This window comes from Amycolatopsis thermalba (genome assembly GCF_003385215.1).
GTDB lineage: Bacteria > Actinomycetota > Actinomycetes > Mycobacteriales > Pseudonocardiaceae > Amycolatopsis_E > Amycolatopsis_E thermalba.
The window spans coordinates 81,975-101,249 of record NZ_PQHW01000008.1; the positions used below are offsets into that span (position 1 = coordinate 81,975).

The following is a 19,275-nucleotide window of genomic DNA, read 5'->3' on the forward strand; positions in this document are numbered from 1 at the left end:
AGGCGCCAATGGGCACAGGGGGAATCGGGCACTTCGACAACGACGAGGCCGCCGACTTCGCGAACGAGCTGGACGACCTGCCGGCTGGTGAGCGGGTGGCGCTGATCCGCACGACGCTGGAGACCGCCGCGGACGATTCCGGGTATCTCGAGGCGCCGGAGGGGATGCTCGCCGTGGCGGCGGCCGCGCTCGTGGCGTCACAGGTCCCCGACGGCGATCCGGTGGACGACAGCTACGGGCCGGCCGCGCCGCGGCCCGCGCTGCCCGCCGAGCTGAGACCGCTCGCGGTGCGCGCGATCGACCGCGTCCTGGGCGAGAAGTCCGAACTGGACGAACTGCGGGAGGAGCCGGACCGGCCGTCTTGGCTGGCCGAAATCGACCGGCTGCGCACGGTACTGGCGGCCGGTTGAGCGGAAGGAGCCCGCGGGAAGTCATGCGGTGCGGCGCCAGCGGCCGGGTTGTGGGAAAGGCGCGACGGCGGGCGTGGGCTGTGGTGCTGGCGGCCGGTTGCGCGATCCAAGCGCTCACGGGAAGTCTCGCCGGTGTGCCGTCCCGCGGTGCCGGCGGCCGGGGCGCGGAACGAGCCACGAAGAAGGTCTCGACCGCGTGCGGTGCCGCTCCCGTCCGCGGGAGCCGACGCGGCGGGTGAGTCCACCCGCACCCCTGCGCTGTCCGGCTCGCCCGGCGGCTGCGTGCCTAGAACTCCGTGGGCCGCAGCAACGCGTCCGAGCCGCCGTCGATCAGGAACTGGGCGCCGTGGATGTAGCCCGCCTCCGGGCCGAGCAGGTAGCGGATCAGCGACGCGATCTCCGCCGGCCGGCCCCGCCGCGCGATCGGGGCCTGGTAGCCGCGGATCGCGTCGCCGAAGCGGGAGTCCAGGCCCGCCTGCAGCAGTGGCGTGTCGACCGCGCCGGGGGCCACCGTGTTCAGCCGCACGCCCGCCGCGCCCCACGTGGCGACCCGTTGCCGCACCGCGACCGTCAACGCGTTCTTCGACCACGAGTAGGCCAGGTGCCCCGCGTACTCGCCGGCGTCGGCCAGCGCCGCGGCCTCCTCGCCGCGCGAGATCGGGTTGTCCGCCCACTTCACCATCGTCGACGCCGAAGACGACACCGCCACCGCCGCCCCGCGCAACACCGGGAACAACCCGTCCAGCACCTCGACCGCACCGCGGTAGTTCACCTCGACGATCTGCCGCGGATCCGGGACGTGCGGCCCCAGCCCCGCGCACACCACCAGCCCGTCCAGTTCCGGCGCCAGCCCGCGCACCACGTCCACCGCCGCCCGGCGACCGTCCGCAGTGGACAGATCCGCGCACACCTCCGCGTCACGCAGGTCCACGCCGATCACCTCGTGCCCGTCCGCCCGCAGCGCCGCCACTACCGCGGCCCCGATCCCCGACGCGGACCCCGTCACAGCGATCACGTCAGCACACATCGCGTCCCCCGGTAGATCGTCGGCATGCAGCGGTTGCAGTGCACGCACAGCGAACGCGCCCCGGACCGCAACCGCCGCGGCAGGTCCGGCTCACGCAGCAACGCGCGCGCCATCGCCACGAACTGGAAACCCTCGGCCACCGCCCGCTCCATCGTCTCCAGCCGCGTGATCCCGCCGAGCAGGATCAACGGCAGCTCCAGCGCCGCGCGGAACTGGCGCGCCCGGTCCAGCAGGTAGGCCTCCTGGAACGGGTAACTCTTCAGGAACGCCCCGCCACCCGCGCGGATGCCCCATCGCACCGGCGCCGGGAACGCGGCCGCGAACTCCCGCACCGGCGCGTCCCCGGTGAACAGGTACATCGGGTTCAGCAGCGAACTCCCGGCGGTCAGCTCCAGCGCGTCGACCGTCCCCTCCGCCTCCAGCCACCGCGCGACCTGCACGCTCTCGTCCAGCCAGAACCCGCCGGGCACGCCGTCGTCCATGTTCAGCTTCGCCGTCACGGCGATGCGTGAGCCGACCGCGTCCCGCACCGCCCGCGCGACCTCCAGCGCCAGCCGCGCCCGGTTCGCCAGCGACCCGCCGTAGGAGTCCCGGCGCCGGTTCAGCCGCGGGCTCAGGAACGAGCTCACCAGGTAGTTGTGTCCGAAGTGGAGTTCCACGGCGTCGAACCCGGCGTCCGCCGCCAGCCGGGCCGCCGAAGCGTGCGCCCGCACCACCCGCGCGAGATCGTCCACAGTGGCCGCTCGCGTCATCCGCATCCCCAGCGGGTTCGGGAACCGGCCCGGAGCCAGCGCCGGCAGGCGGTTCGACGCCGCGTTCGCCACCGGACCCGCGTGCCCGATCTGCGCGCTCACCGCCGCCCCTTCGGCGTGCACCGCGTCGGTCAGCCGCCGCAGCCCGGGCAGCGCCTCCGGGCGCATCCAGATCTGGTGCCGGTCGGTGCGTCCCTCCGGCGACACCGCGCAGTACGCCACGGTCGTCATGCCCACCCCGCCGCGCGCCGGCCGCCGGTGGAACTCGATCAGCCGGTCCGTGACCAGCGCGTCCGGGGTCGCGCCCTCGAACGTCGCCGCCTTGATGATCCGGTTGCGCAGCCGCACCGGCCCCAGCCGCGCGGGCGCGAAGACGTCGGTCATGACCCCGCCAATCCCGCCGCGACGAACGCCCGCAGCGTCTCCACCGGCACCTCGCCGGGCATCCCGTCGGCGAAGAACTGCAGCACCAGCCCGAACGCGAGCAGCCAGCGCTGCGCCGCGCCCGCCTTCGACAGCTCCGGCCGCGCGTCCCGCAGCAGCTCGATCCACGGCCCCAGCCCGAACCACCGGGATGTCCACGCCGGTTCCCGCCGCCCCAGCACGAACCGCGCCAGCAGCCGCAACCGCAACTGCCCGACCGGATCCGCGGCCAGCCCGGCCAGCGGGGTCACGACCAGGTCCACCAGCTCGGGCACGGTCGGCGCCCAGCCGTCGCGCCGCCGCTCGGTGACCTCGTCCAGCCGCTGCTGCCACACCGGCGCGAGCCGGGCCTCCAGCAGCGCCGCGATCAGCGCGTCCTTCGACCCGAAGTGGTAGTGCACCGCCGCCGGGTTCATGCCGGCCGCGCTGTTGATCGCCCGCACGGACACCGCGTCGTAGCCGGATTCCAGCAGCAGCCGCTCGGCGACGGTCAGCAGTCGCTCGCGGGCGTCGGTGCTCGGCACCCGTCCAGCACACCACACTTCCATCACCGAATCAATCACTGATTGACCGGCACAATCGAGGGCATGGCGGACGCGGTGCGCAGGTGGTCGGAGCAGCTGGCCGGCTGGGCGATCCCGGAGCACATCCTGTCCGCGGCCCCGGAATCGCCCTGGTTCGTGCCGCCCCGGGCGTTCGCGCGCCGCGCCGACCGCCTCATCGCCGGACCCGCCACCCCGACCCACGACGCGGTTCTCGCGGCCCTTCCGGGTTCCGTGCTCGACGTGGGCGCGGGGGCGGGCGCGGCGAGCCTGCCCTGCGCGCGAGCCATCACGCGGGTCACGGCGGTGGACACCAACGCCCGCCTGCTCGCCGAGTTCGCCAACCGCGCGAAAGCGCTGTCCGTGCCCTGCACGACGATCGAGGGGCGGTGGCCGGACGTCGAGGCCGAACCCGCCGACGTCGTGGTCTGCGCCCACGTCCTCTACAACGCCCCCGACCTGGCGCCGTTCGCCGGCGCGCTGACCGCCCACGCGCGCCGCCGGGTGGTCGTCGAACTCGCCGCCGTCCACCCGATGACCAGCCTGAACCCGTTGTGGCGGCGGTTCCACGGCATCGCGCGCCCCGACGGCCCGACGGCCGACGACGCCGTCGCCGCGCTGCGCGAACTCGGCGTCGAGCCGGAGATCGTGCGGTGGCACCAGCACGCGAAGCCGGAGTACCAGCGCTTCGACGAGCTGGTCGACGTCACCCGCCGCCGGTTGTGCCTGCCCCCGGACCGCGCCGGTGAAGTGGCCGAAGCGCTGCGCGGCGCACCCGACTTCGGTTCCGCGGGTCGCGATGTGGTCACGCTCAGCTGGCCGGTTGGCCGTTCCGGGTGATTTCGACCTGCGGAGACCTTCGCACCCGAGCACAATCGGTGTATGACTCACGCGCAGGGGGACGAACCGGTCACCGGCACCCCGCCCCAGCCGCCCGTGGCGGAGCCCGCGCCCGCGAAGCCGGTCAAGATCAAACGGACCCGGGTCAGCGGCACCTGGGTCGCGATCATCGTCGCGCTGATCATCCTGGTGTTCCTGCTGATCTTCATCCTGCAGAACCTGGCCTCGACGACGGTGGCCTTCCTCGGCATGGAGGGCAGCATGCCGCTGGCCGTGGCCATGCTGTTCTCCGCGATCGCCGGCGCACTGCTGGTCGCACTGGTCGGCGGCGCGCGCATCGTCCAGCTGCGGAAGGCGACGCGGAAGGCGAACAAGGCTCTGCGCTGATCCGGCCGTACCATCATCCCGGGAAACGGGGTGATGTGGTTGACCAGCGAGAACCTGCCGAGTTCGCCGGAGGGTGGCGACGAGAACCTGCTGCGCCGCGCGGGACGGCTCGCCGGGTGGGCCGCGCGCACCGGGTTCACGATCGGACGCCGTCTGCCGTTGCCCGGCCTCGAACTGGCTGGTGAGGGGCTGCGGCAGGTCGAGCGGCAGGTCCTGACCGGCCTGCGCCGCCGTCTCGACGAGGTCGACGACCCGTACGTGGTCGCGCTCAGCGCGGCCGGCTCCGAGCACACCCCCAACGGCGCCGGCGAACTGGTCCCGGCGCGGGAACCGCTGCGCGCCGCGATGAAGGAGCTGCTCGACCGGTCCGTGGGCTTCGGCCGGGAGCAGGCCCGCGAGTACCTCTACGCGACCGTGCTGCGCCAGCTCACCCCGGACGAGGCCCGCATCGTCGCCACGCTCGCCAGCGGCACCGCGTTCCCTGTGATCGACGTCACCGAGCGCGGATTCGGTGGCGGCCGGACGATCTTGCGCAACGCCTCGACGGTGGGCAAGACGGCCGGTGTCACGCTGCCCGACGAGGTGCCCGGCTACCTGACCCGGCTGGCCGGGTTCGGCCTGGTCGAGCTGGACGCCGAATCCGCCGAGCTGGAATCGCAGTACGAGATCCTGACCACCGAGGACCTGGTCCGCACGGCCGTGAAATCGGCCCGGCGGGCACGGCTGGTGCGGCGCACGGTTCGCCTGTCGCGGTTCGGCGTCCGCTTCTGGGCGGCGTGCGATCCCGGCGAGTGGACTCGCATCCTGTGAGCGCTGCCACTACCGTGTAACGGACGGCGCGCATCGAGCGCTCTACGTGATAAGGCCCCGCCCAGGCTGGGGCCATACCACACCTGGGCTCCGCAGCGCCAGCTTCCTGTTGTCATTCTCACGTGTGTTTCGCCGTTGTTGCAGGTAGTTCGCCTGCCCGGTCCGCGATGCGCTGAACGACCCAAACAACTCTGTTAGGTTGTTTTGACATGTCCGGAAAGCACTTGATCGAAAATCCGACCAAGGCCGACGGGGCTGCGCTTTGGCGAATCGCACGCGATTCGCAGAAGCTCGATCTCAACTCGCCTTATGCATATCTGTTGTGGTGCCGCGATTTCGCCGACACCTCGGTGGTGGCGCGGGTGGACGGTGACGCGGTCGGATTCGTGATCGCTTATCGCCGTCCCTCGGCGCCGGACACCGCGCTCGTCTGGCAGGTCGCCGTCGATGCGTCGCAACGTGGGCAGGGGCTGGCCGGAGCCCTGCTCGACAACCTGTTCACGCGGCTGGTGGCCGACGGGGTGCGACACCTGGAGACCACCATCACGCCCGACAACAAAGCGTCCATCCGCCTGTTCACCTCATTCGCCGAGCGGTGGGGCGCGGAGCTGGAGTGCACCGAGCTGTTCGGCTCGGCGGACTTTCCGGACGACGGCACGCGGCACGAGCCGGAAGACCTTTACCGAATCGGCCCGCTGAGCCCCAGATAACGCCGGAATTGGGCGAGGACGCCCGTGCGATCAGCTGTCGACAAGCACCAGTGAGGGGAAAACCCAAAGTGAGCATCTTCGAAAAGCTCGAATCCGAAGTGCGCAGCTACAGCCGGGGATGGCCGGTCGTGTTCGACCGCGCGCAGGGCAGCCGCCTCTACGGCGAGGACGGGCGCCCGTACCTCGACTTCTTCGCCGGCGCCGGGGCGCTGAACTACGGCCACAACAACCCCGTGCTCAAGAAGGCGCTGATCGACTACATCGAGCGCGACGGCGTCACGCACGCGCTCGACATGTTCACCGTCGCCAAGCGCGACCTGCTCGAGACGCTCGACGAGAAGATCCTCAAGCCGCGCGAGCTGGACTACAAGGTCATCTTCCCCGGCCCGGGCGGCGCCAACGCCGTCGAAGCCGCGCTGAAGCTGGCCCGCAAGGTGACCGGCCGCGAGTCGGTCATCAACTTCACCAACGCCTTCCACGGCATGACGATCGGCGCGCTGTCGGTCACCGGCAACTCGATGAAGCGCCACGGCGCCGGCATCCCGCTGGTGCACGCCACGCCGATGCCCTACGACCAGTACTTCGACGGCGCCTACCCGGACTTCCTGTACTTCGAGCGGCTGCTCCAGGACTCCGGCAGCGGGCTCAACGAGCCGGCCGCGGTGATCGTGGAGACCGTGCAGGGCGAGGGCGGCATCAACGCCGCCGGCCTGGAGTGGCTGCGCGGCCTGTCCGACCTGTGCAAGCGGCACGACATCCTGCTGATCGTCGACGACGTGCAGATGGGCTGCGGCCGCACCGGCCCGTTCTTCAGCTTCGAGGACGCCGGCATCAAGCCGGACATCGTCTGCCTGTCCAAGTCGCTGTCCGGCTACGGGATCCCGATGGCGCTCACCCTGATCCGCCCGGACCTCGACGTCTGGGAGCCGGGCGAGCACAACGGCACGTTCCGCGGCATCAGCCCGGCGTTCGTCACCGCCGCCGAGGCGATGCGCACCTACTGGAGCGACGACGAGCTGGAGAAGTCGGTCCGGGCCAAGGGCGAGCGCATCGGCGCGGCGCTGCAGGGCCTGGTCGACGCCTACCCCGACGCGCAGCTGACCGCCAAGGGCCGCGGCCTGGCCCGCGGTCTGGAGTTCCAGAACGGGGAACTCGCCGGCAAGGTCTGCGCCGCCGCGTTCGAACGCGGCCTGCTCATGGAGACCTCCGGGCCGGACGGCGAGGTGGTGAAGCTGCTGCCGCCGCTGACGCTCACGGACGCCGAGGTCGGCGAGGGGCTGGAGATCATCGACGCCTCCGTCAAGGCCGTGCTCGGTAAGTAGAAGAACGAGAAGGGGAAGAGTTTTGATCGTCCGGACCCTCGACGAGATCACCGACACCGACGCCGACATCAAGACGCCGAACTGGCGCTCGAAGCGGATCATCCTGGCCAAGGAGAAGGTCGGCTTCTCGGTGCACGAGACCACGCTGTACGCGGGGACCGTCAACGACTTCTGGTACGCCAACCACATCGAGGCGGTCTTCGTCTACGAGGGCGAAGGCGAGATCACCAACAAGGCGACCGGCGAGACGTTCCAGCTCAAGCCGGGTTCCCTGTACCTCCTCAACGACCACGACAAGCACCAGGTCCGGCCGAAGACCGACATGAAGACCGTGTGCGTCTTCAACCCGCCGGTCACCGGCCGGGAGGTGCACGACGAGAACGGCGTGTACCCGCTGGTCGTCGAGGAGGACGAGGCGGACGAGAAGTCCGCCTGAGCCACCACGGAGCGAGGCCCCTACCGAAAGGCAACGCATAAAAGGAGGCGAACCGATTTGACGATCATGGAAACCGGTGTCGAGGACAGTTACCCGACCAGGGTTCCCGTCCCGGCCGAGCCCTTCGATCGTGTCGACCCGACTGTCTGGGGCAGCGAGGCCGACGGTCCGATCGATGCGGCGACACTCGCTTCGCACGACGCGAAGGGGTACCACATCGTCGAGGGCCTGCTGTCGCCCGCCGAAGTGCAGGGCTACTGGCAGGAGCTCGTCCGGCTCTCCAGCGACGAGCAGCTGAAGGCCGACGAGCGGGTCATCACCGAGAAGAAGACCGGCAGCGTCCGGTCCATCTTCGAGGTGCACAAGATCAGCGAGCTGATCGCCGAACTCGTGCGCGACCCCCGCGTCCTCGACCGGGCCCGGCAGATCCTCGGCTCCGAGGTGTACATCCACCAGAGCCGGGTGAACTACATGCCGGGCTTCAAGGGCACCGGGTTCTACTGGCACTCCGACTTCGAGACCTGGCACGCCGAGGACGGCATGCCGCGGCCTCGGGCGGTGAGCTGCTCGATCGCGCTGACCGACAACTACCCCTTCAACGGCGGCCTGATGGTCATGCCGGGTTCGCAGCGGACGTTCGTCCCGTGCGTCGGCGAAACCCCGGAGGACTACTACAAGTCGTCGCTGAAGGAGCAGGAGATCGGCGTTCCCAGCGAGAACGACATCACCAAGCTCGCCGCGGAGTACGGGATCGACCAGTTCACCGGGCCGGCCGGCTCGGCGCTGTGGTTCGACTCCAACATCATGCACGGGTCCGGCAACAACATCACGCCGTACCCGCGCTCGAACATCTTCCTGGTGTTCAACAGCGTCGAGAACGCGCTCGTCGAGCCGTACGCGGCGACGAAGCCCCGGCCGACCTTCATCGGCAGCCGGGACTTCACGCCTGTGACGCGATAGACACCGGAAGAAGTGCGGGTCGGGTGTAGCCGGTCCATCGCGCCCTGTTACAGTGCCGCCACTGCGAACGGCGGCAGCATGGGTCTTCCTTGCTCGGGGTGAATCCCGTGTGACGCCGGTAGCGATGGGCGAGGCGAACCCGGCCCCGTCACTTGTTTCACCGAGTGCGGCCCCGCACCATCAGATCGGGACTGATGGTGCGGGGCCGTACTCGTTTCCTCCGGCGCGGTGCTCGGGGAGGGGCCTGTGCTCAAGGGTTTGCGCATCCAGCTGCTCGGTCCCGTCCAGCTCTTCGCCGGCGACCGGCCGGTGCCGATCGGCGGGACCGGGGCGCGCGGGCTGCTCGCGATCCTGGCGCTGAGCCCGAACCGCGTCGTCGCGCTCGACGACCTGATCGACGCGCTGTGGCACCACGACCCGCCGCCGACGGCGCGGACGATCGTGCACGGCAACGTCTCCCAGCTGCGCCGGGCACTGCGGTCGGTCGACGCACCGGCGGCCCGGATCGACACCGCCGCGCCCGGCTACCGGCTGACCGTCGACCCGCTGCTGGTCGACGTGCACCGCGCCCGCGCGCTGTTCGAGCGCGCCGAGGCGGCGCCGCTCGGCGAACGTGCCGCGTTGCTGGCCGAGGCGTGGGCCCTGTGGCAGGGGCCGGAGCTGGGCGGGGTGCCGGTGCGCGCGCCCGAGCTGGCGGAGCTGCGGATCGCGGTGCACGGCGCCCGGGTCGACGCCGACCTGGCGCTGGGCCGGCACGAGGAGCTGATCACCGAGCTGACCACGATCGTCCGGGACGATCCGCGGCGCGAGCGGACCGTGGGCCAGCTGATGCGCGCGCTGTACTACTCGGGTCGCCGGGCCGACGCGCTCGAGGTCTACCGAGAGGCGGCGCGGGTGACGTCGGAGAAGCTCGGCCTCGACCCCGGGCCGGACCTGCGCGCGCTGCACTCGCACGTGTTGCACGACGACCTGGCGCCGGTGGTGTCGGCGATCGACGTGACCCGGGTGGTGCCGCGCCAGCTGCCGCCCGCGGTGCCGATGCTGGCCGGGCGGGCCGCGGACCTGGCGTGGCTGGACGGTGCCGGCGCGGTCGGGGTGATCACCGGGCCGCCCGGGATCGGCAAGAGCGCGCTCGCGGTGTCGTGGGCGCACCGGGCGGCTTCGCGGTTTCCGGACGGGGTCCTGTTCGCCGCGCTGCGCGGGTTCGACGCGCCGGTGCCGGTGGCGGAGGTGCTGGCGCGGTTCCTGCTCGGGCTCGGGGTGCCGGCGGCCGAGGTGCCGGAGCCGGAGGGGGAGCGGCTGGCGCTGTACCGGTCGCTGGCCTGCGGGCGGCGGATGCTGGTGGTACTCGACGACGCGCGGTCGGCCGAACAGGTGCGGCCGTTGCTGCCGCCGGGGCCGGGCTCGGTGGCGGTGGTGACCTCGCGGGCGCGGCTGGACGGGCTGACCGTGTCGCACGGGGCGCGGGTGCGGGCGCTGGAGCCGTTGGCGCGGCGGGACTCGGTGCGGCTGATCGCGGATGTCGCCGGTGGGGCGTTCGCGGAGTACCACTCGCGGGTGGCGGGGTTGTGCGGGGACCTGCCGCTCGCGTTGCGGATCGCGGGGGCGCGGCTGGCGGCCGGCCCGGCGTGGACGGTGCCGGAGTTCGTGGCCGAGCTGGCGAGCGAGCGGACGCGGCTGGTGGCGCTGGACGTGGACGACGCCGGGGTGCGGGCGACGCTGGACGTGTCGGTGCGGGGGTTGCCGGACGAGGTCGCGGCGATGTTCCGGGCGCTGGGGGCGTTTCCCGGGCCGACGGCCGGACCGTTCGTGGCGGCGGCGTTGTGCGGGGTGCAGGTCGCGTAGGCGCGGCGGCGGTTGCGGGTGCTGGCGGCGCACCACCTGCTGACCGAGAGCGGGCCGGAGGTGTTCACGCGGCACGACCTGGTGCGGTTGTACGCGCATGAACTGGCGGATTCGTCGGGGCTGTCGCGGGCGGTGCGGTACTACCAGGCGGCGGCCGACGCGGCGCGGCGGCGGTTGTTGCGGGTCGTGGACCCGCTGGACTTTTCTGCTGTTGCGGTGCCGGTGCCTTCGCTGGAGGGCTTCGACGACGCGCTGGCGTGGTTCGTGGCTGAGTGGCCGAACCTCTTGGCCGTGCTGGAGGCCGCGGCGGCGGCCGGGCTGGACGAGGACGTCTGGCGGCTGGCGCGGGTGGCGCACACGTACCGGGTGGTGCGCCCGCTGTGGGGCGAGTGGCAGCGGCTGGTGGCGCTGGGGATGGCGGCGGCTCGGGCGTGCGGCGGTGCCGAGGCGCGGTTCTGGATGCTGATCTCGCGTTGTGCGATGTCGCTGACGTTCGACCTGGGTGCGGCGTCGCTGGCGGACGCGGCCGAGGCGTTGTCGATCGCGGCGGACGAGCGGAGCCACACCTGCGCGATGATCCACCTGGGGTGCGCGCTGAACAGCGTGGGCCGGCACGACGAGGCGGTGGAGTGCCTGACGAAGGCGGTGGCGGCCGCGGGTTCGGACGAGCTGCGGGGGCAGGCGCTGGCGAACTGCGCGGAGGCGGAGAAGGCGCGGGGCAGGTATGCCGAGGCGATCGCGCACCAGCTGTCGTCGCTGGAGATCGACCGCCGTCTCGGGGACGACAGTTATGTGGTGGTGTCGCTGAACAACCTGGCGGAGTCGTATTTCGGGCTCGGTGATGCCGGGATGGCGGCGTCGTACGCGGCCGAGGCGGTGGACCTGGCGGCCCGGCGGGGATTCCTGTTGCAGGAGGCCGTCGGACGGCTGACGCTCGGCCGGGTGTGCCGCCGCCGAGGCGATCTCGAGGAGGCGCGGTTGCAGGTCGGGCTGGCGGCGGAGCTGTACCAGCGGGTGGGCCCCGGGCTGCCTGCCGAGGTGGCCCGGGAGCTGGAGGAGCTGGGCCTGCCCGCCGAGGCACCCAGCACGGATGCCGCTGGTGAGGCCTGAGGTTGCTCCCCCGATCGGACAATCGAACTGACGCTTTCGAGTAGAAGAAACCCCGCACTTAGCGAATCCTTAGCGATGGATCTTGCCGAGGGCGTATGGTGCCGCTTGGCTGTCTGGCGCAGTGGGGGAGCGCCAGACGGCCGTCTCGCTTCCGCTGGACGGCCCTGTCGTTGACCCGCGCGCGGACGAATGGTCCATTCACCCGGCGGCGATCACCAGAACCAGCGACGGGTACCAGCCACCGGGCTCCCGGGCCCCCGGAGCACAGCTACCTGGCTTTCCGGGCGCCAGCCACCCGGTCCCGCTGGCGCCAGCCGGGAGCCCCGGGGGCGCTAGCCGACAGCCCCCGCTGGCACCTGCCACCCAACCACCGGGCCGCCGGCCCCTACGGGCACCGAGCGCCAGGACTGCCCCCTGGGAGTCACTGGTCGAACAGGTTCACTTCCGGCGTGATCTCCAGCAGCTCGTGCACCGGGCGGCCGCGGCGGCCGTCGATCGTTGTTGTGCGCACCACGCGTAGCCGGGCGGTCACCGGGCGGTCCAGGTTCTCCTTGATCTGGTCCAGCAGGTCCGGCGCCACCGCCCCCTGGATCGTCCCCCCGGACTCGCGCTCCAGGTAGAAGATCCGGCGGCGCGTGCGGACCCCGTCCAAGCGGCCGGACACCGTCTCGTAGCCGACCTCTTCGCGCGACTCCCGCAGGCTGTTGTGCAGCACCTTCGCCTGGTCGGTCGTCATGCTGCGCGTCACGTCCTCGCCGGCCGTCGGGGTCAGCTGCAGCCCGATGCCGGTGTTCTTCACGACCGCGCTGACGATGTCGCTCACCGCGTTGCGCACCGTGTCCCGCTGGAGCAGCACCGCGTCCAGGGCGCCGTCGTCGGAACCGTTCGCCGGCAGGAAATCGCACAGTTCCTTCACCGCGCGCTCGGACAGCGTCTCGATCCCGTCGTGGATCAACGCGTCGTCCGGCGCCGGCTCGGGGAAGCCGAAGAAGATCGTGTTGCCCGCCTGCCCGCGCTGGATCAGCGGCGCCTTGTCCCGGTCGGCCTGCTGGACGTAGGTGATCTCACCCTGCGGGTTGCGGATGATGTGCCCGACCTTCGCCGTCGCGTCCTGCAGCGCCCGGCTGATGTCGGAGAACGTGTACGCGTCCAGGTTCGTCGGCCCCAGCATCGACACCCGCAGCAACGGCGACCGCGCCGTGCGCTCGAACTTCGCGTGCGCGGCCATCGCCGACGCGCGCGCCAGGTCGTCGAGCCACGTGCCGCCCGGGATCTCGTCGGCGATCCGGCGGAAGTCCATCATCACCACACCACCTCGGGGAACCCGCGGCGCCCCTCGTAGGACCAGGTGTTCGCCCACGTTTCCTCGTCACCGGGGAAGCACAGGAACCCGTCCAGCAAACCGCCGACGGGTTGTACCTGATCGAGGTACATCGCGGGCTGCCCGACGATGACCCCGCGCAGGGTCAGCAACCCGTACAACGAATCCCGCACCCGGCCCGTCATGCGCTTGAGACCGCCCCAGTCGTCCGGGAGCAGCACGACGTCGAGCCCGCTGGGCACGTCCGGGGTGCGCGTGATGAACTGCCCGCCGATCCACGCGCGCCCGCTCGGGATGATGCGGGCGACCGCGCCGAGATAGCTGTTGAGGGCGCTGAACAGGATCTCGCGGGCGTTCTGGTGCGGCGCGTCGAAGACGAGACGTTCGTAGATGTCGGCCACGTCCGCCGGAAGCCGCCCAGGCGGCAGAACCCCCTCCGGGGTCCAATGGGGCAGCGGCATGCCCAGAAACTATCAGCGACGCGCGGCGTCTCCATTGAGGGTGGTGGTGGCCGATGGGCGGGCACTCGGCGAGGCGTGGCTGGGCGGCGCGTGGATTGTTGAGCGCGCGGTGTCCGTCTGGAGGCGACGGGTGGGTGCGCGCCGAGACGAGGTCGGGTTTCTCGATCGCGCGTGGGCACCGCCATTCACCCGCGCACGGCGAAACGGCGGGGCGAACGAATCGCCCCGCCGAGGGAGCCGGCTTGCCTCAACTCGCCGGGGCGCGGTCCTCCGATACGGGGGGCCGCGCCACGAACGGGGTCAGCTGCGGGCGCTTCGGGGACAACCCGTCGCCCATCGACTCGCCGCGTAGCTGGCGCCGGATCCACGGCAGCAGGTGCGTCTTCGTCCACGCCAGGTCCGATCGCCGCATCGCGATCCAGTCCGCGCGCGTCTCCGTGAGCGGCCACGGCTCGCGCCAGTCCTCGGCCGTCGGCACGCCCAGCACCTCCGCCGCGCGCAACGCGATCCGCCGGTGACCCTCGGCCGTGAAGTGCAACCTGTCGTCGCTCCAGGCGCGCGGGTCGTGCAGCGGGTCCATCGCCCACAGGTCGACGATCTTGGCGCCGTGCCGGAGCGCGCTCGTCCACAGGTGCGCGTTGTAGATGCCGATCTTGCCGCGCAGCACGCTCATCACCGGCAGGTGCTTGGTGTCCGGCCCGTTGAACACGAGCACGTCGATCCCCGCCGCGCGCAGCTTGCCGATCACCTCGTCCAGCTGGGCCGCGATCTCGTCCACGTCCGAACCGGGCACGATCACGTCGTTGCCCCCGGCGCACAACGTCACGAGATCGGGTTTGAGATCGAGAGCGAGGGGAACCTGCTCTTCGATGATTTCGGCGAGCATCTTCCCCCGCAACGCCAGGTTGGCGTATTGGAAGCCGGGTTGTCCTTCGGCCAGGATCTCGGCGAGCCGGTCGGCCCAGCCTCGGAAGGTCCCGTCCGGGTTGAAGTCGTTGAGACCTTCGGTGAAGCTGTCACCCAGTGCGACATAGCTGTCGTACGCACGCACGCTGCCGTCCCCTTTCGCCAGCACCTGTTGATCGCCCCTAGAACAACTCAGCAGGATGCACCTGTAGTCCCGACCTACGCCACCGTCGGTTCAGAGCAAGGTCACAGTCTCTTACGTTGTCGGCCTCCTGAGCTTCCTTATTACCGCTCTTCGCCGGATGGTGTGGCGAAGATCTCGATGGTAGCTGCCCCCACCGACAGTTTTGGGGCACGCTGTAAGGGTGACCGAACAAGCCACGCCGCAGCGGGAGTCCCTGGGCAGCATCCTCGGTGGGCGCAAGGGCGCGATCGACGCGAGCCTGCCGCCGCTGGCGTTCGTGGTCGGCTGGCTGGTCGCGGGGAACTCGATCGCCTGGGGCGCGGCCGCGGCGATCGCCACCGCCGTCGTGGTGGGCGTGCTCCGCCTGACCCGCGGCGACAAGGCGCGCGCCGTCGTGGTCAGCCTCGCGGCGGTGATCGTGGCCGCGTTGATCGCGCTGCACACCGGTCGCGCCCAGGACTTCTTCCTCATCCAGGTGCTGTCCAACGTCGCCAGCGCGTTGCTGTGGGTGACCAGCGTCGTCGTCCGGTGGCCCCTGCTGGGTGTCGTGGTCGGGCTGCTGCTCGGCCAGAAGACCCGCTGGCGCACGGACCCCGACCTGATGCGCGCCTACTCGCGGGCGAGCCTGGTGTGGTCGCTGCAGTACGTGCTGCGCGTGGTCGTCTACCTGCCGCTGTGGTGGGCGGGCGAGCTGGTCGCGCTGGGCGTCGCGCGCACGGTCCTGACCTGGCCGTTGCAGGCGCTGACGATCGCGGTGAGCGGCTGGGTGCTGTACCGGACGCTGCCGAAGGAGCACCCGGGGCTGCGGGTCGTGCGGGGACCGGGGCACGAGTAAGAGCCCCCGGCGAGGGGGAGGTCCGGGGGCCGTCCACACCGTACGCCCGGCGGCGCACCCGGGCATTCGTGCTGCGCGCACGAAAAATGTCCGGTTCTTTGGTCCGGTCAGGCCGGGCGGTGTGCCGCGGCCTCCCCGAACGCCTCCACCGCGGCCAGCCAGGCCGCCCCGAACACGCCGTCCGAGCTGGTCCGGACCTCGAGCCCGGCCAGCTTCGCCCGCACCCGCTCGCCCACCCGGCTGCCCTCGCCGAGCACGCTGCCGACCAGCACGACCGGCGTGTCCTCGCCCGGCTCGCGGGTCGCCAGCGCGGTCGCGACCAGCAGGTCCGCCGCGCGCTCGACGATGTCCGCGGCGGCCGGGTCGTCCACCGCGACCAGCGGCGCGAACCGGGCGAGGCGGACCGGCGGCTCGGCGTTGGCGACCGTGATCAGCCGCCGCCACGCGTACCTCCGGTCGGTCGCGTCGATCCCGGCCTCGGCGAGCACCGCGGTGGCCAGCGGGCCGAGGTCGCCGTCCCGGCCCAGCGCGGCCAGCGTGCCGCGCACGGCCTCCCGCCCCAGCCAGAACCCGGAGCCCTCGTCGCCGAGCAGCCAGCCGTAGCCACCCTCGGTCGCGACCATGCGGCGCTTGCGGATCCGGCCCGCGATCGAGCCGGTGCCGGCGATCAGCACCGTGCCGTCGGGCGCGTCGGTGGCGGAGGCGAACGCGACCTCGGCGTCGGTCAGGACCACCACCCGGTCCAGGCCCAGGTTCCGCCAGGTGGCGTCGAACAGGGCCGCGACCGCCGGGTCGGTCAGCTTCGAGGTGCCGGCCATGCCGATGACGCAAGCGCTTGCCCGGCCCGGGACCTCGGCCGCCGCGCGGATGGCCGCCGCGAGGTTGGCGACCGCCTCCGCCGGCGGGTGCGAGTTCGGGTTCGCGCCGCCCGCGCGCCCGGTGCCGAGCACCGTGCCGTCCGCGGCGACGGCCAGCGCGCGCGTGGACGTGCCACCCGCGTCGACGCCGAGGACGAACCTCATCGCGTCCGGGTCACCTTGTTCAGCCCGCGCGGGCGGTCCGGGTCGAAGCCGCGGGCCAGGGCCAGCCCGAGCGCGATCCGCTGCACCGGCAGCACCTCCAGCACTGGCGCGAGTTCCTCGGCCACGGACGGTACCGGGATGCGCACCGCGGCCGGCACCGCGTCGGCGGACGACCCGAGCGCCAGCACGTCGGCGCCCCGCTCGGCGACCGCGGCCAGCACGTCGCGCTGTGCCGCGCCGCCCCGCCCGGCGCCGGTGATGGCGAGGACCGCGGTCTCCTCGTCGACGGCGGCGACCGGCCCGTGCAGCAGGTCCGCGCCGCTGTACGCGCGGGCGGCGAGGTAGCTGGTCTCGGCGAGCTTGAGCGCCGACTCCAGCGCGGTGGCGTAGGAGTAGCCGCGGCCGGTGGTGATGATCCGGTCGACGAAGCGGTAGCGATCCACGGCGCGGTGCACGTCGGCCTCCAGCGCCTGCCGGGCCAGCGGCTCGATCTCCGCGGCGGCCGAGCCGTCACCACCCCGGACGGCGTCGATGAGCAGGTACAACGCGAGCAGCGTGGCCGAGTACGTCTTGGTCGCGGCCACCGCCGTCTCGGTGCCGGCCCCGATGTCGACGGCCAGCTCGGCGGCCCCGCCCAGCGGTGAGGCGGGCGTGTTGGTGACCGCGACGGTCAGCGCGCCCTGCTTGCGCGCGGTCTGGGTGAACTCGAGCAGGTCGGGCGAGCCGCCGCTCTGGCTGACCGACACCAGCAGCACGTCCCGCAGGTCGGGACGCGCGCCGTAGAGGGTCACCGTGGAGGGTGAGACGAGCCCGGCGGGCAGCCCGAGCAGGACCTCGATGAGGTATTTCGCGTACAGCGCCGCGTGGTCGCTGGAGCCGCGCGCGGCCAGCAGGGCGAACCGCGGCGGCCGCCGGGAGATGGCGGCCGCGACGTCGGCGATGTCCCCGCGGCGGGCCACCAGCCCACCCAGAACGGCGGGCTGTTCGGCGATTTCCGCGGCCATGTGCTGTCCGGGGTTGCTCATCCCTGATCCCTTCGGAGGTCTAGACCAATGCTACCCCGGGCGAGGTTCCATCCGGAAAGGGTAGTTTCATCCTGCGCCACGGGCGCGGTTCGAGGAGGAGTCGGTCATGTTGGAGTCAGCCACGCGCGGTCAGCGCGAACCGAAGTACTGGGCGTTGAAGCAGCATCTGCTCGACCTGCTGGAGACGATGCCGCCGGGTTCGCCGATTCCCACCGAACGCTCGCTGGCCACCGAGTTCGCGGTCTCCCGCACCACGGTGCGGCAGGCGCTGGCGGACCTGACCGCCGAGGGCAGGCTGCACCGGGTGCAGGGCAAGGGCACGTTCGCCGCCGAGCCGAAGCTGGCGCAGCGGCTGCAGCTGTCGTCGTACACCGAGGACATGCGGGCGAAGGGGCGCGAGCCGTCGTCGAAGCTGCTGGAGGTCGAGGAGCTGACGGCCGAGCCCGAGCTGGCGAAGCTGCTCGGCATCCGCAACGGCGCGAAGGTGCTGCGGATGCGCCGGCTCCGGCTGGCCGACGGCGAGCCGATGGCGCTGGAGACCACGCACCTGCCGCTCGGGCGGTTCCGTGGCCTGCGCAAACACGTGTCGGCCGGCGGTTCCCTGTACGCGGTGTTGCGGGAGCAGTACGGGGTGGAGATGGACAGCGCGGAGGAGACGATCGAGACCGCGCTGGCCGGGCCGCAGGAGGCGGACCTGCTGGGCGCCGACGTCGGCACCCCGATGCTGCTGCTGTCGCGGCATTCGTTCGCCGCGGACGGCAAACCGGTCGAATTCGTGCGGTCGATCTACCGCGGTGACCGGTACAAGTTCGTGACCACGCTGCGACGTCCGTAACTCCGGCAAGATCCCTTGCCGTGTCAAGGGATCGTTAAGCTCGTCGTGTCCACTGTGGACGATGGAGGTGTCCTGCGTCACCTTCCGGCAACGCTGGGAGCATCTCAATCGACAAACACGTTGGACACGATGGGGTTAACACGAGAGGGAGAGCGAACACACCGCGATCATGACCGAGGAGAAGGAAGCAAGCGGCGAGAAGAAGACCGGGCTGTCTCCGGCGCAGGTGGTGGCGTCGGCGCTGGCCGCGGTGACGGCTGCCTTCCTGGGCTCCACCCTGGGCGTGGCGGGGACGGTCATCGGCGCCGGTGTCGCGAGCATCGTGACGACCGTGGGCGGCGAGGTCTACCTGCGGTCGCTGCGGCGTACGCGGCAGGCGGCGCGCAAGACCGCCGAGCTGCTGGCCGTGGCCGAGACCCGGCAGCAGACCAAGGTGGTCCCACCCGCCGTCGCACCGCGTTCGACGCACCCGTTGATCAGGCACCAGCAGCAGAACGGGACGACGGTCGCCAGACCGGCGGCCCAGCTCACCGACGTGCAGCGGACCCGGGTCATCCACCCGATCACGCCGCCGCTGTCGGGCACGACGCGCCGGATGCCGATCGCCGGGCAGGGTGGTTCCCGGGGTGGCGAGAAGACGGTGTTCATCCCGAAGCCGGTGGACCCGCCCGCGGCCGAAGCGGCGCCGCCGGCCGGGAAGAAGCCCTGGTGGAAGAGCCGGTGGACGCTCGCGGCGGCCACCAGCGTCGTCGCGTTCGTGGTCGGGATGCTGGCGATCACCGGCTTCGAGGCGGCGACCGGCAGCACGGTGTCCGGCGGGAACGGCACGACGCTGGGCCGGGTGGTCGGCGGCAGCGGCCCCGCCGAGAAGACGACCCCGCAGGTCTCGACGGTGACGGAGAGCTCCTCCGCGGACGAGCAGGCGCCGGCGAGCACCCGCAGCAGCGCGCCCACGACGTCCTCCAGCGCCGAAGAGACGCAATCGCCGGTGACGACCACGCCGAGCACCAGCGTGCAGGAGACCCCGTCGCAGGCGTCCGAGACCGCCACGACGGCGCCGAGCAGCCCGTAAGAGCCGAGACGGAGAAGGGCCCTTCGCGAGTTTTCGCGAA

At 71.7% G+C, this 19,275-nt stretch carries 19 protein-coding genes and 1 pseudogene; 12 read left to right on the forward strand and 8 right to left on the reverse strand.

What is annotated here, in order from left to right; genetic code table 11:
* Nucleotides 1-8 precede the first annotated feature (8 nt).
* Complete coding sequence (locus D0D15_RS05750; protein ID WP_115944289.1) at nucleotides 9-410, forward strand: DUF4259 domain-containing protein; 402 nt, start codon at nucleotides 9-11, stop codon at nucleotides 408-410.
* Nucleotides 411-696: 286 nt separating this feature from the next.
* Here the strand turns inward: D0D15_RS05750 and D0D15_RS05755 are convergent, their stop codons facing one another.
* From D0D15_RS05755 to D0D15_RS05765, 3 genes are read right to left on the reverse strand one after another with little or no spacing between them, the layout of a single operon-like run.
* Nucleotides 697-1,425 (reverse strand): SDR family oxidoreductase, encoded by a 729-nt coding sequence (locus D0D15_RS05755; RefSeq protein WP_233157284.1) that lies wholly within the window; start codon nucleotides 1,423-1,425, stop codon nucleotides 697-699.
* Nucleotides 1,422-2,573 (reverse strand): NADH:flavin oxidoreductase, encoded by a 1,152-nt coding sequence (locus D0D15_RS05760; protein WP_094005713.1) that lies wholly within the window; start codon nucleotides 2,571-2,573, stop codon nucleotides 1,422-1,424. Before D0D15_RS05760 ends, D0D15_RS05755 begins: the two co-directional genes overlap by 4 nt.
* Nucleotides 2,570-3,136, reverse strand: a complete 567-nt coding sequence (locus D0D15_RS05765; protein WP_115944290.1) for a TetR/AcrR family transcriptional regulator — start codon at nucleotides 3,134-3,136, stop codon at nucleotides 2,570-2,572. The genes D0D15_RS05760 and D0D15_RS05765 overlap by 4 nt, the downstream gene beginning before the upstream one ends.
* Nucleotides 3,137-3,199: 63 nt before the next feature.
* Here D0D15_RS05765 and D0D15_RS05770 point away from each other — a divergent pair, with 63 nt between their 5' ends.
* From D0D15_RS05770 to D0D15_RS05805, 8 genes and pseudogenes are all read left to right on the forward strand, one after another.
* Nucleotides 3,200-3,994, forward strand: coding sequence for a class I SAM-dependent methyltransferase (locus D0D15_RS05770; RefSeq protein WP_094005715.1), 795 nt, complete (start codon nucleotides 3,200-3,202; stop codon nucleotides 3,992-3,994).
* 42 nt (nucleotides 3,995-4,036) lie between these two features.
* A complete protein-coding gene (locus D0D15_RS05775; RefSeq protein WP_094005716.1) occupies nucleotides 4,037-4,381 on the forward strand; it encodes a LapA family protein in 345 nt (114 codons plus the stop codon).
* Nucleotides 4,382-4,414: 33 nt separating this feature from the next.
* Nucleotides 4,415-5,191, forward strand: coding sequence for an Abi-alpha family protein (locus tag D0D15_RS05780; protein ID WP_094005717.1), 777 nt, complete (start codon nucleotides 4,415-4,417; stop codon nucleotides 5,189-5,191).
* Between the two features lie 209 nt (nucleotides 5,192-5,400).
* The gene (ectA, locus tag D0D15_RS05785) at nucleotides 5,401-5,901 is read left to right on the forward strand and encodes a diaminobutyrate acetyltransferase (RefSeq protein ID WP_162830505.1); all 501 of its coding nucleotides are present in this window, start codon (nucleotides 5,401-5,403) and stop codon (nucleotides 5,899-5,901) included.
* A 68-nt stretch (nucleotides 5,902-5,969) separates the two neighbouring features.
* Nucleotides 5,970-7,223 carry a diaminobutyrate--2-oxoglutarate transaminase gene (gene ectB / locus D0D15_RS05790; RefSeq protein WP_094005718.1) on the forward strand — a complete coding sequence of 418 codons (1,254 nt, stop codon included), beginning with the start codon at nucleotides 5,970-5,972 and terminating at the stop codon, nucleotides 7,221-7,223.
* 22 nt (nucleotides 7,224-7,245) lie between these two features.
* Nucleotides 7,246-7,659, forward strand: a complete 414-nt coding sequence (locus D0D15_RS05795) for an ectoine synthase (protein ID WP_020416992.1) — start codon at nucleotides 7,246-7,248, stop codon at nucleotides 7,657-7,659.
* Nucleotides 7,660-7,725: 66 nt separating this feature from the next.
* On the forward strand, nucleotides 7,726-8,619 hold the full coding sequence (gene thpD, locus D0D15_RS05800) for an ectoine hydroxylase (RefSeq protein WP_369806799.1): 894 nt from the start codon (nucleotides 7,726-7,728) through the stop codon (nucleotides 8,617-8,619).
* A 246-nt stretch (nucleotides 8,620-8,865) separates the two neighbouring features.
* Nucleotides 8,866-11,574 (forward strand): annotated as a pseudogene (locus D0D15_RS05805) (AfsR/SARP family transcriptional regulator).
* A gap of 421 nt (nucleotides 11,575-11,995) precedes the next feature.
* On the opposite strand, the gene D0D15_RS05810 reads toward D0D15_RS05805, so the two are convergent.
* The 3 genes from D0D15_RS05810 to D0D15_RS05820 form a co-directional block, all read right to left on the reverse strand.
* Nucleotides 11,996-12,874, reverse strand: a complete 879-nt coding sequence (locus tag D0D15_RS05810; RefSeq protein ID WP_198958241.1) for a hypothetical protein — start codon at nucleotides 12,872-12,874, stop codon at nucleotides 11,996-11,998.
* Nucleotides 12,875-12,876: 2 nt separating this feature from the next.
* Entirely contained in the window at nucleotides 12,877-13,356 is a 480-nt protein-coding gene (locus D0D15_RS05815; protein ID WP_162830506.1) for a DUF6932 family protein, read from the reverse strand.
* Nucleotides 13,357-13,603: 247 nt separating this feature from the next.
* Nucleotides 13,604-14,407, reverse strand: coding sequence for an SGNH/GDSL hydrolase family protein (locus D0D15_RS05820; RefSeq protein WP_167481460.1), 804 nt, complete (start codon nucleotides 14,405-14,407; stop codon nucleotides 13,604-13,606).
* 220 nt (nucleotides 14,408-14,627) lie between these two features.
* Here D0D15_RS05820 and D0D15_RS05825 point away from each other — a divergent pair, with 220 nt between their 5' ends.
* Nucleotides 14,628-15,281, forward strand: a complete 654-nt coding sequence (locus D0D15_RS05825) for a DUF3159 domain-containing protein (RefSeq protein WP_094005723.1) — start codon at nucleotides 14,628-14,630, stop codon at nucleotides 15,279-15,281.
* 107 nt (nucleotides 15,282-15,388) lie between these two features.
* On the opposite strand, the gene D0D15_RS05830 is transcribed toward D0D15_RS05825, so the two are convergent.
* Nucleotides 15,389-16,303 carry an N-acetylglucosamine kinase gene (locus D0D15_RS05830; protein WP_094005724.1) on the reverse strand — a complete coding sequence of 305 codons (915 nt, stop codon included), beginning with the start codon at nucleotides 16,301-16,303 and terminating at the stop codon, nucleotides 15,389-15,391.
* Nucleotides 16,300-17,307 carry an SIS domain-containing protein gene (locus D0D15_RS05835; protein WP_115944292.1) on the reverse strand — a complete coding sequence of 336 codons (1,008 nt, stop codon included), beginning with the start codon at nucleotides 17,305-17,307 and terminating at the stop codon, nucleotides 16,300-16,302. The genes D0D15_RS05830 and D0D15_RS05835 overlap by 4 nt, the downstream gene beginning before the upstream one ends.
* 127 nt (nucleotides 17,308-17,434) lie before the next feature.
* Between D0D15_RS05835 and D0D15_RS05840 the strand changes: the two genes are divergently transcribed.
* Together D0D15_RS05840 and D0D15_RS36535 are read left to right on the forward strand one after the other, a co-directional pair.
* Nucleotides 17,435-18,163 carry a GntR family transcriptional regulator gene (locus D0D15_RS05840; protein WP_094005725.1) on the forward strand — a complete coding sequence of 243 codons (729 nt, stop codon included), beginning with the start codon at nucleotides 17,435-17,437 and terminating at the stop codon, nucleotides 18,161-18,163.
* A 169-nt stretch (nucleotides 18,164-18,332) separates the two neighbouring features.
* On the forward strand, nucleotides 18,333-19,235 hold the full coding sequence (locus D0D15_RS36535) for a hypothetical protein (protein ID WP_094005726.1): 903 nt from the start codon (nucleotides 18,333-18,335) through the stop codon (nucleotides 19,233-19,235).
* The last annotated feature ends 40 nt before the right edge of the window (nucleotides 19,236-19,275 follow it).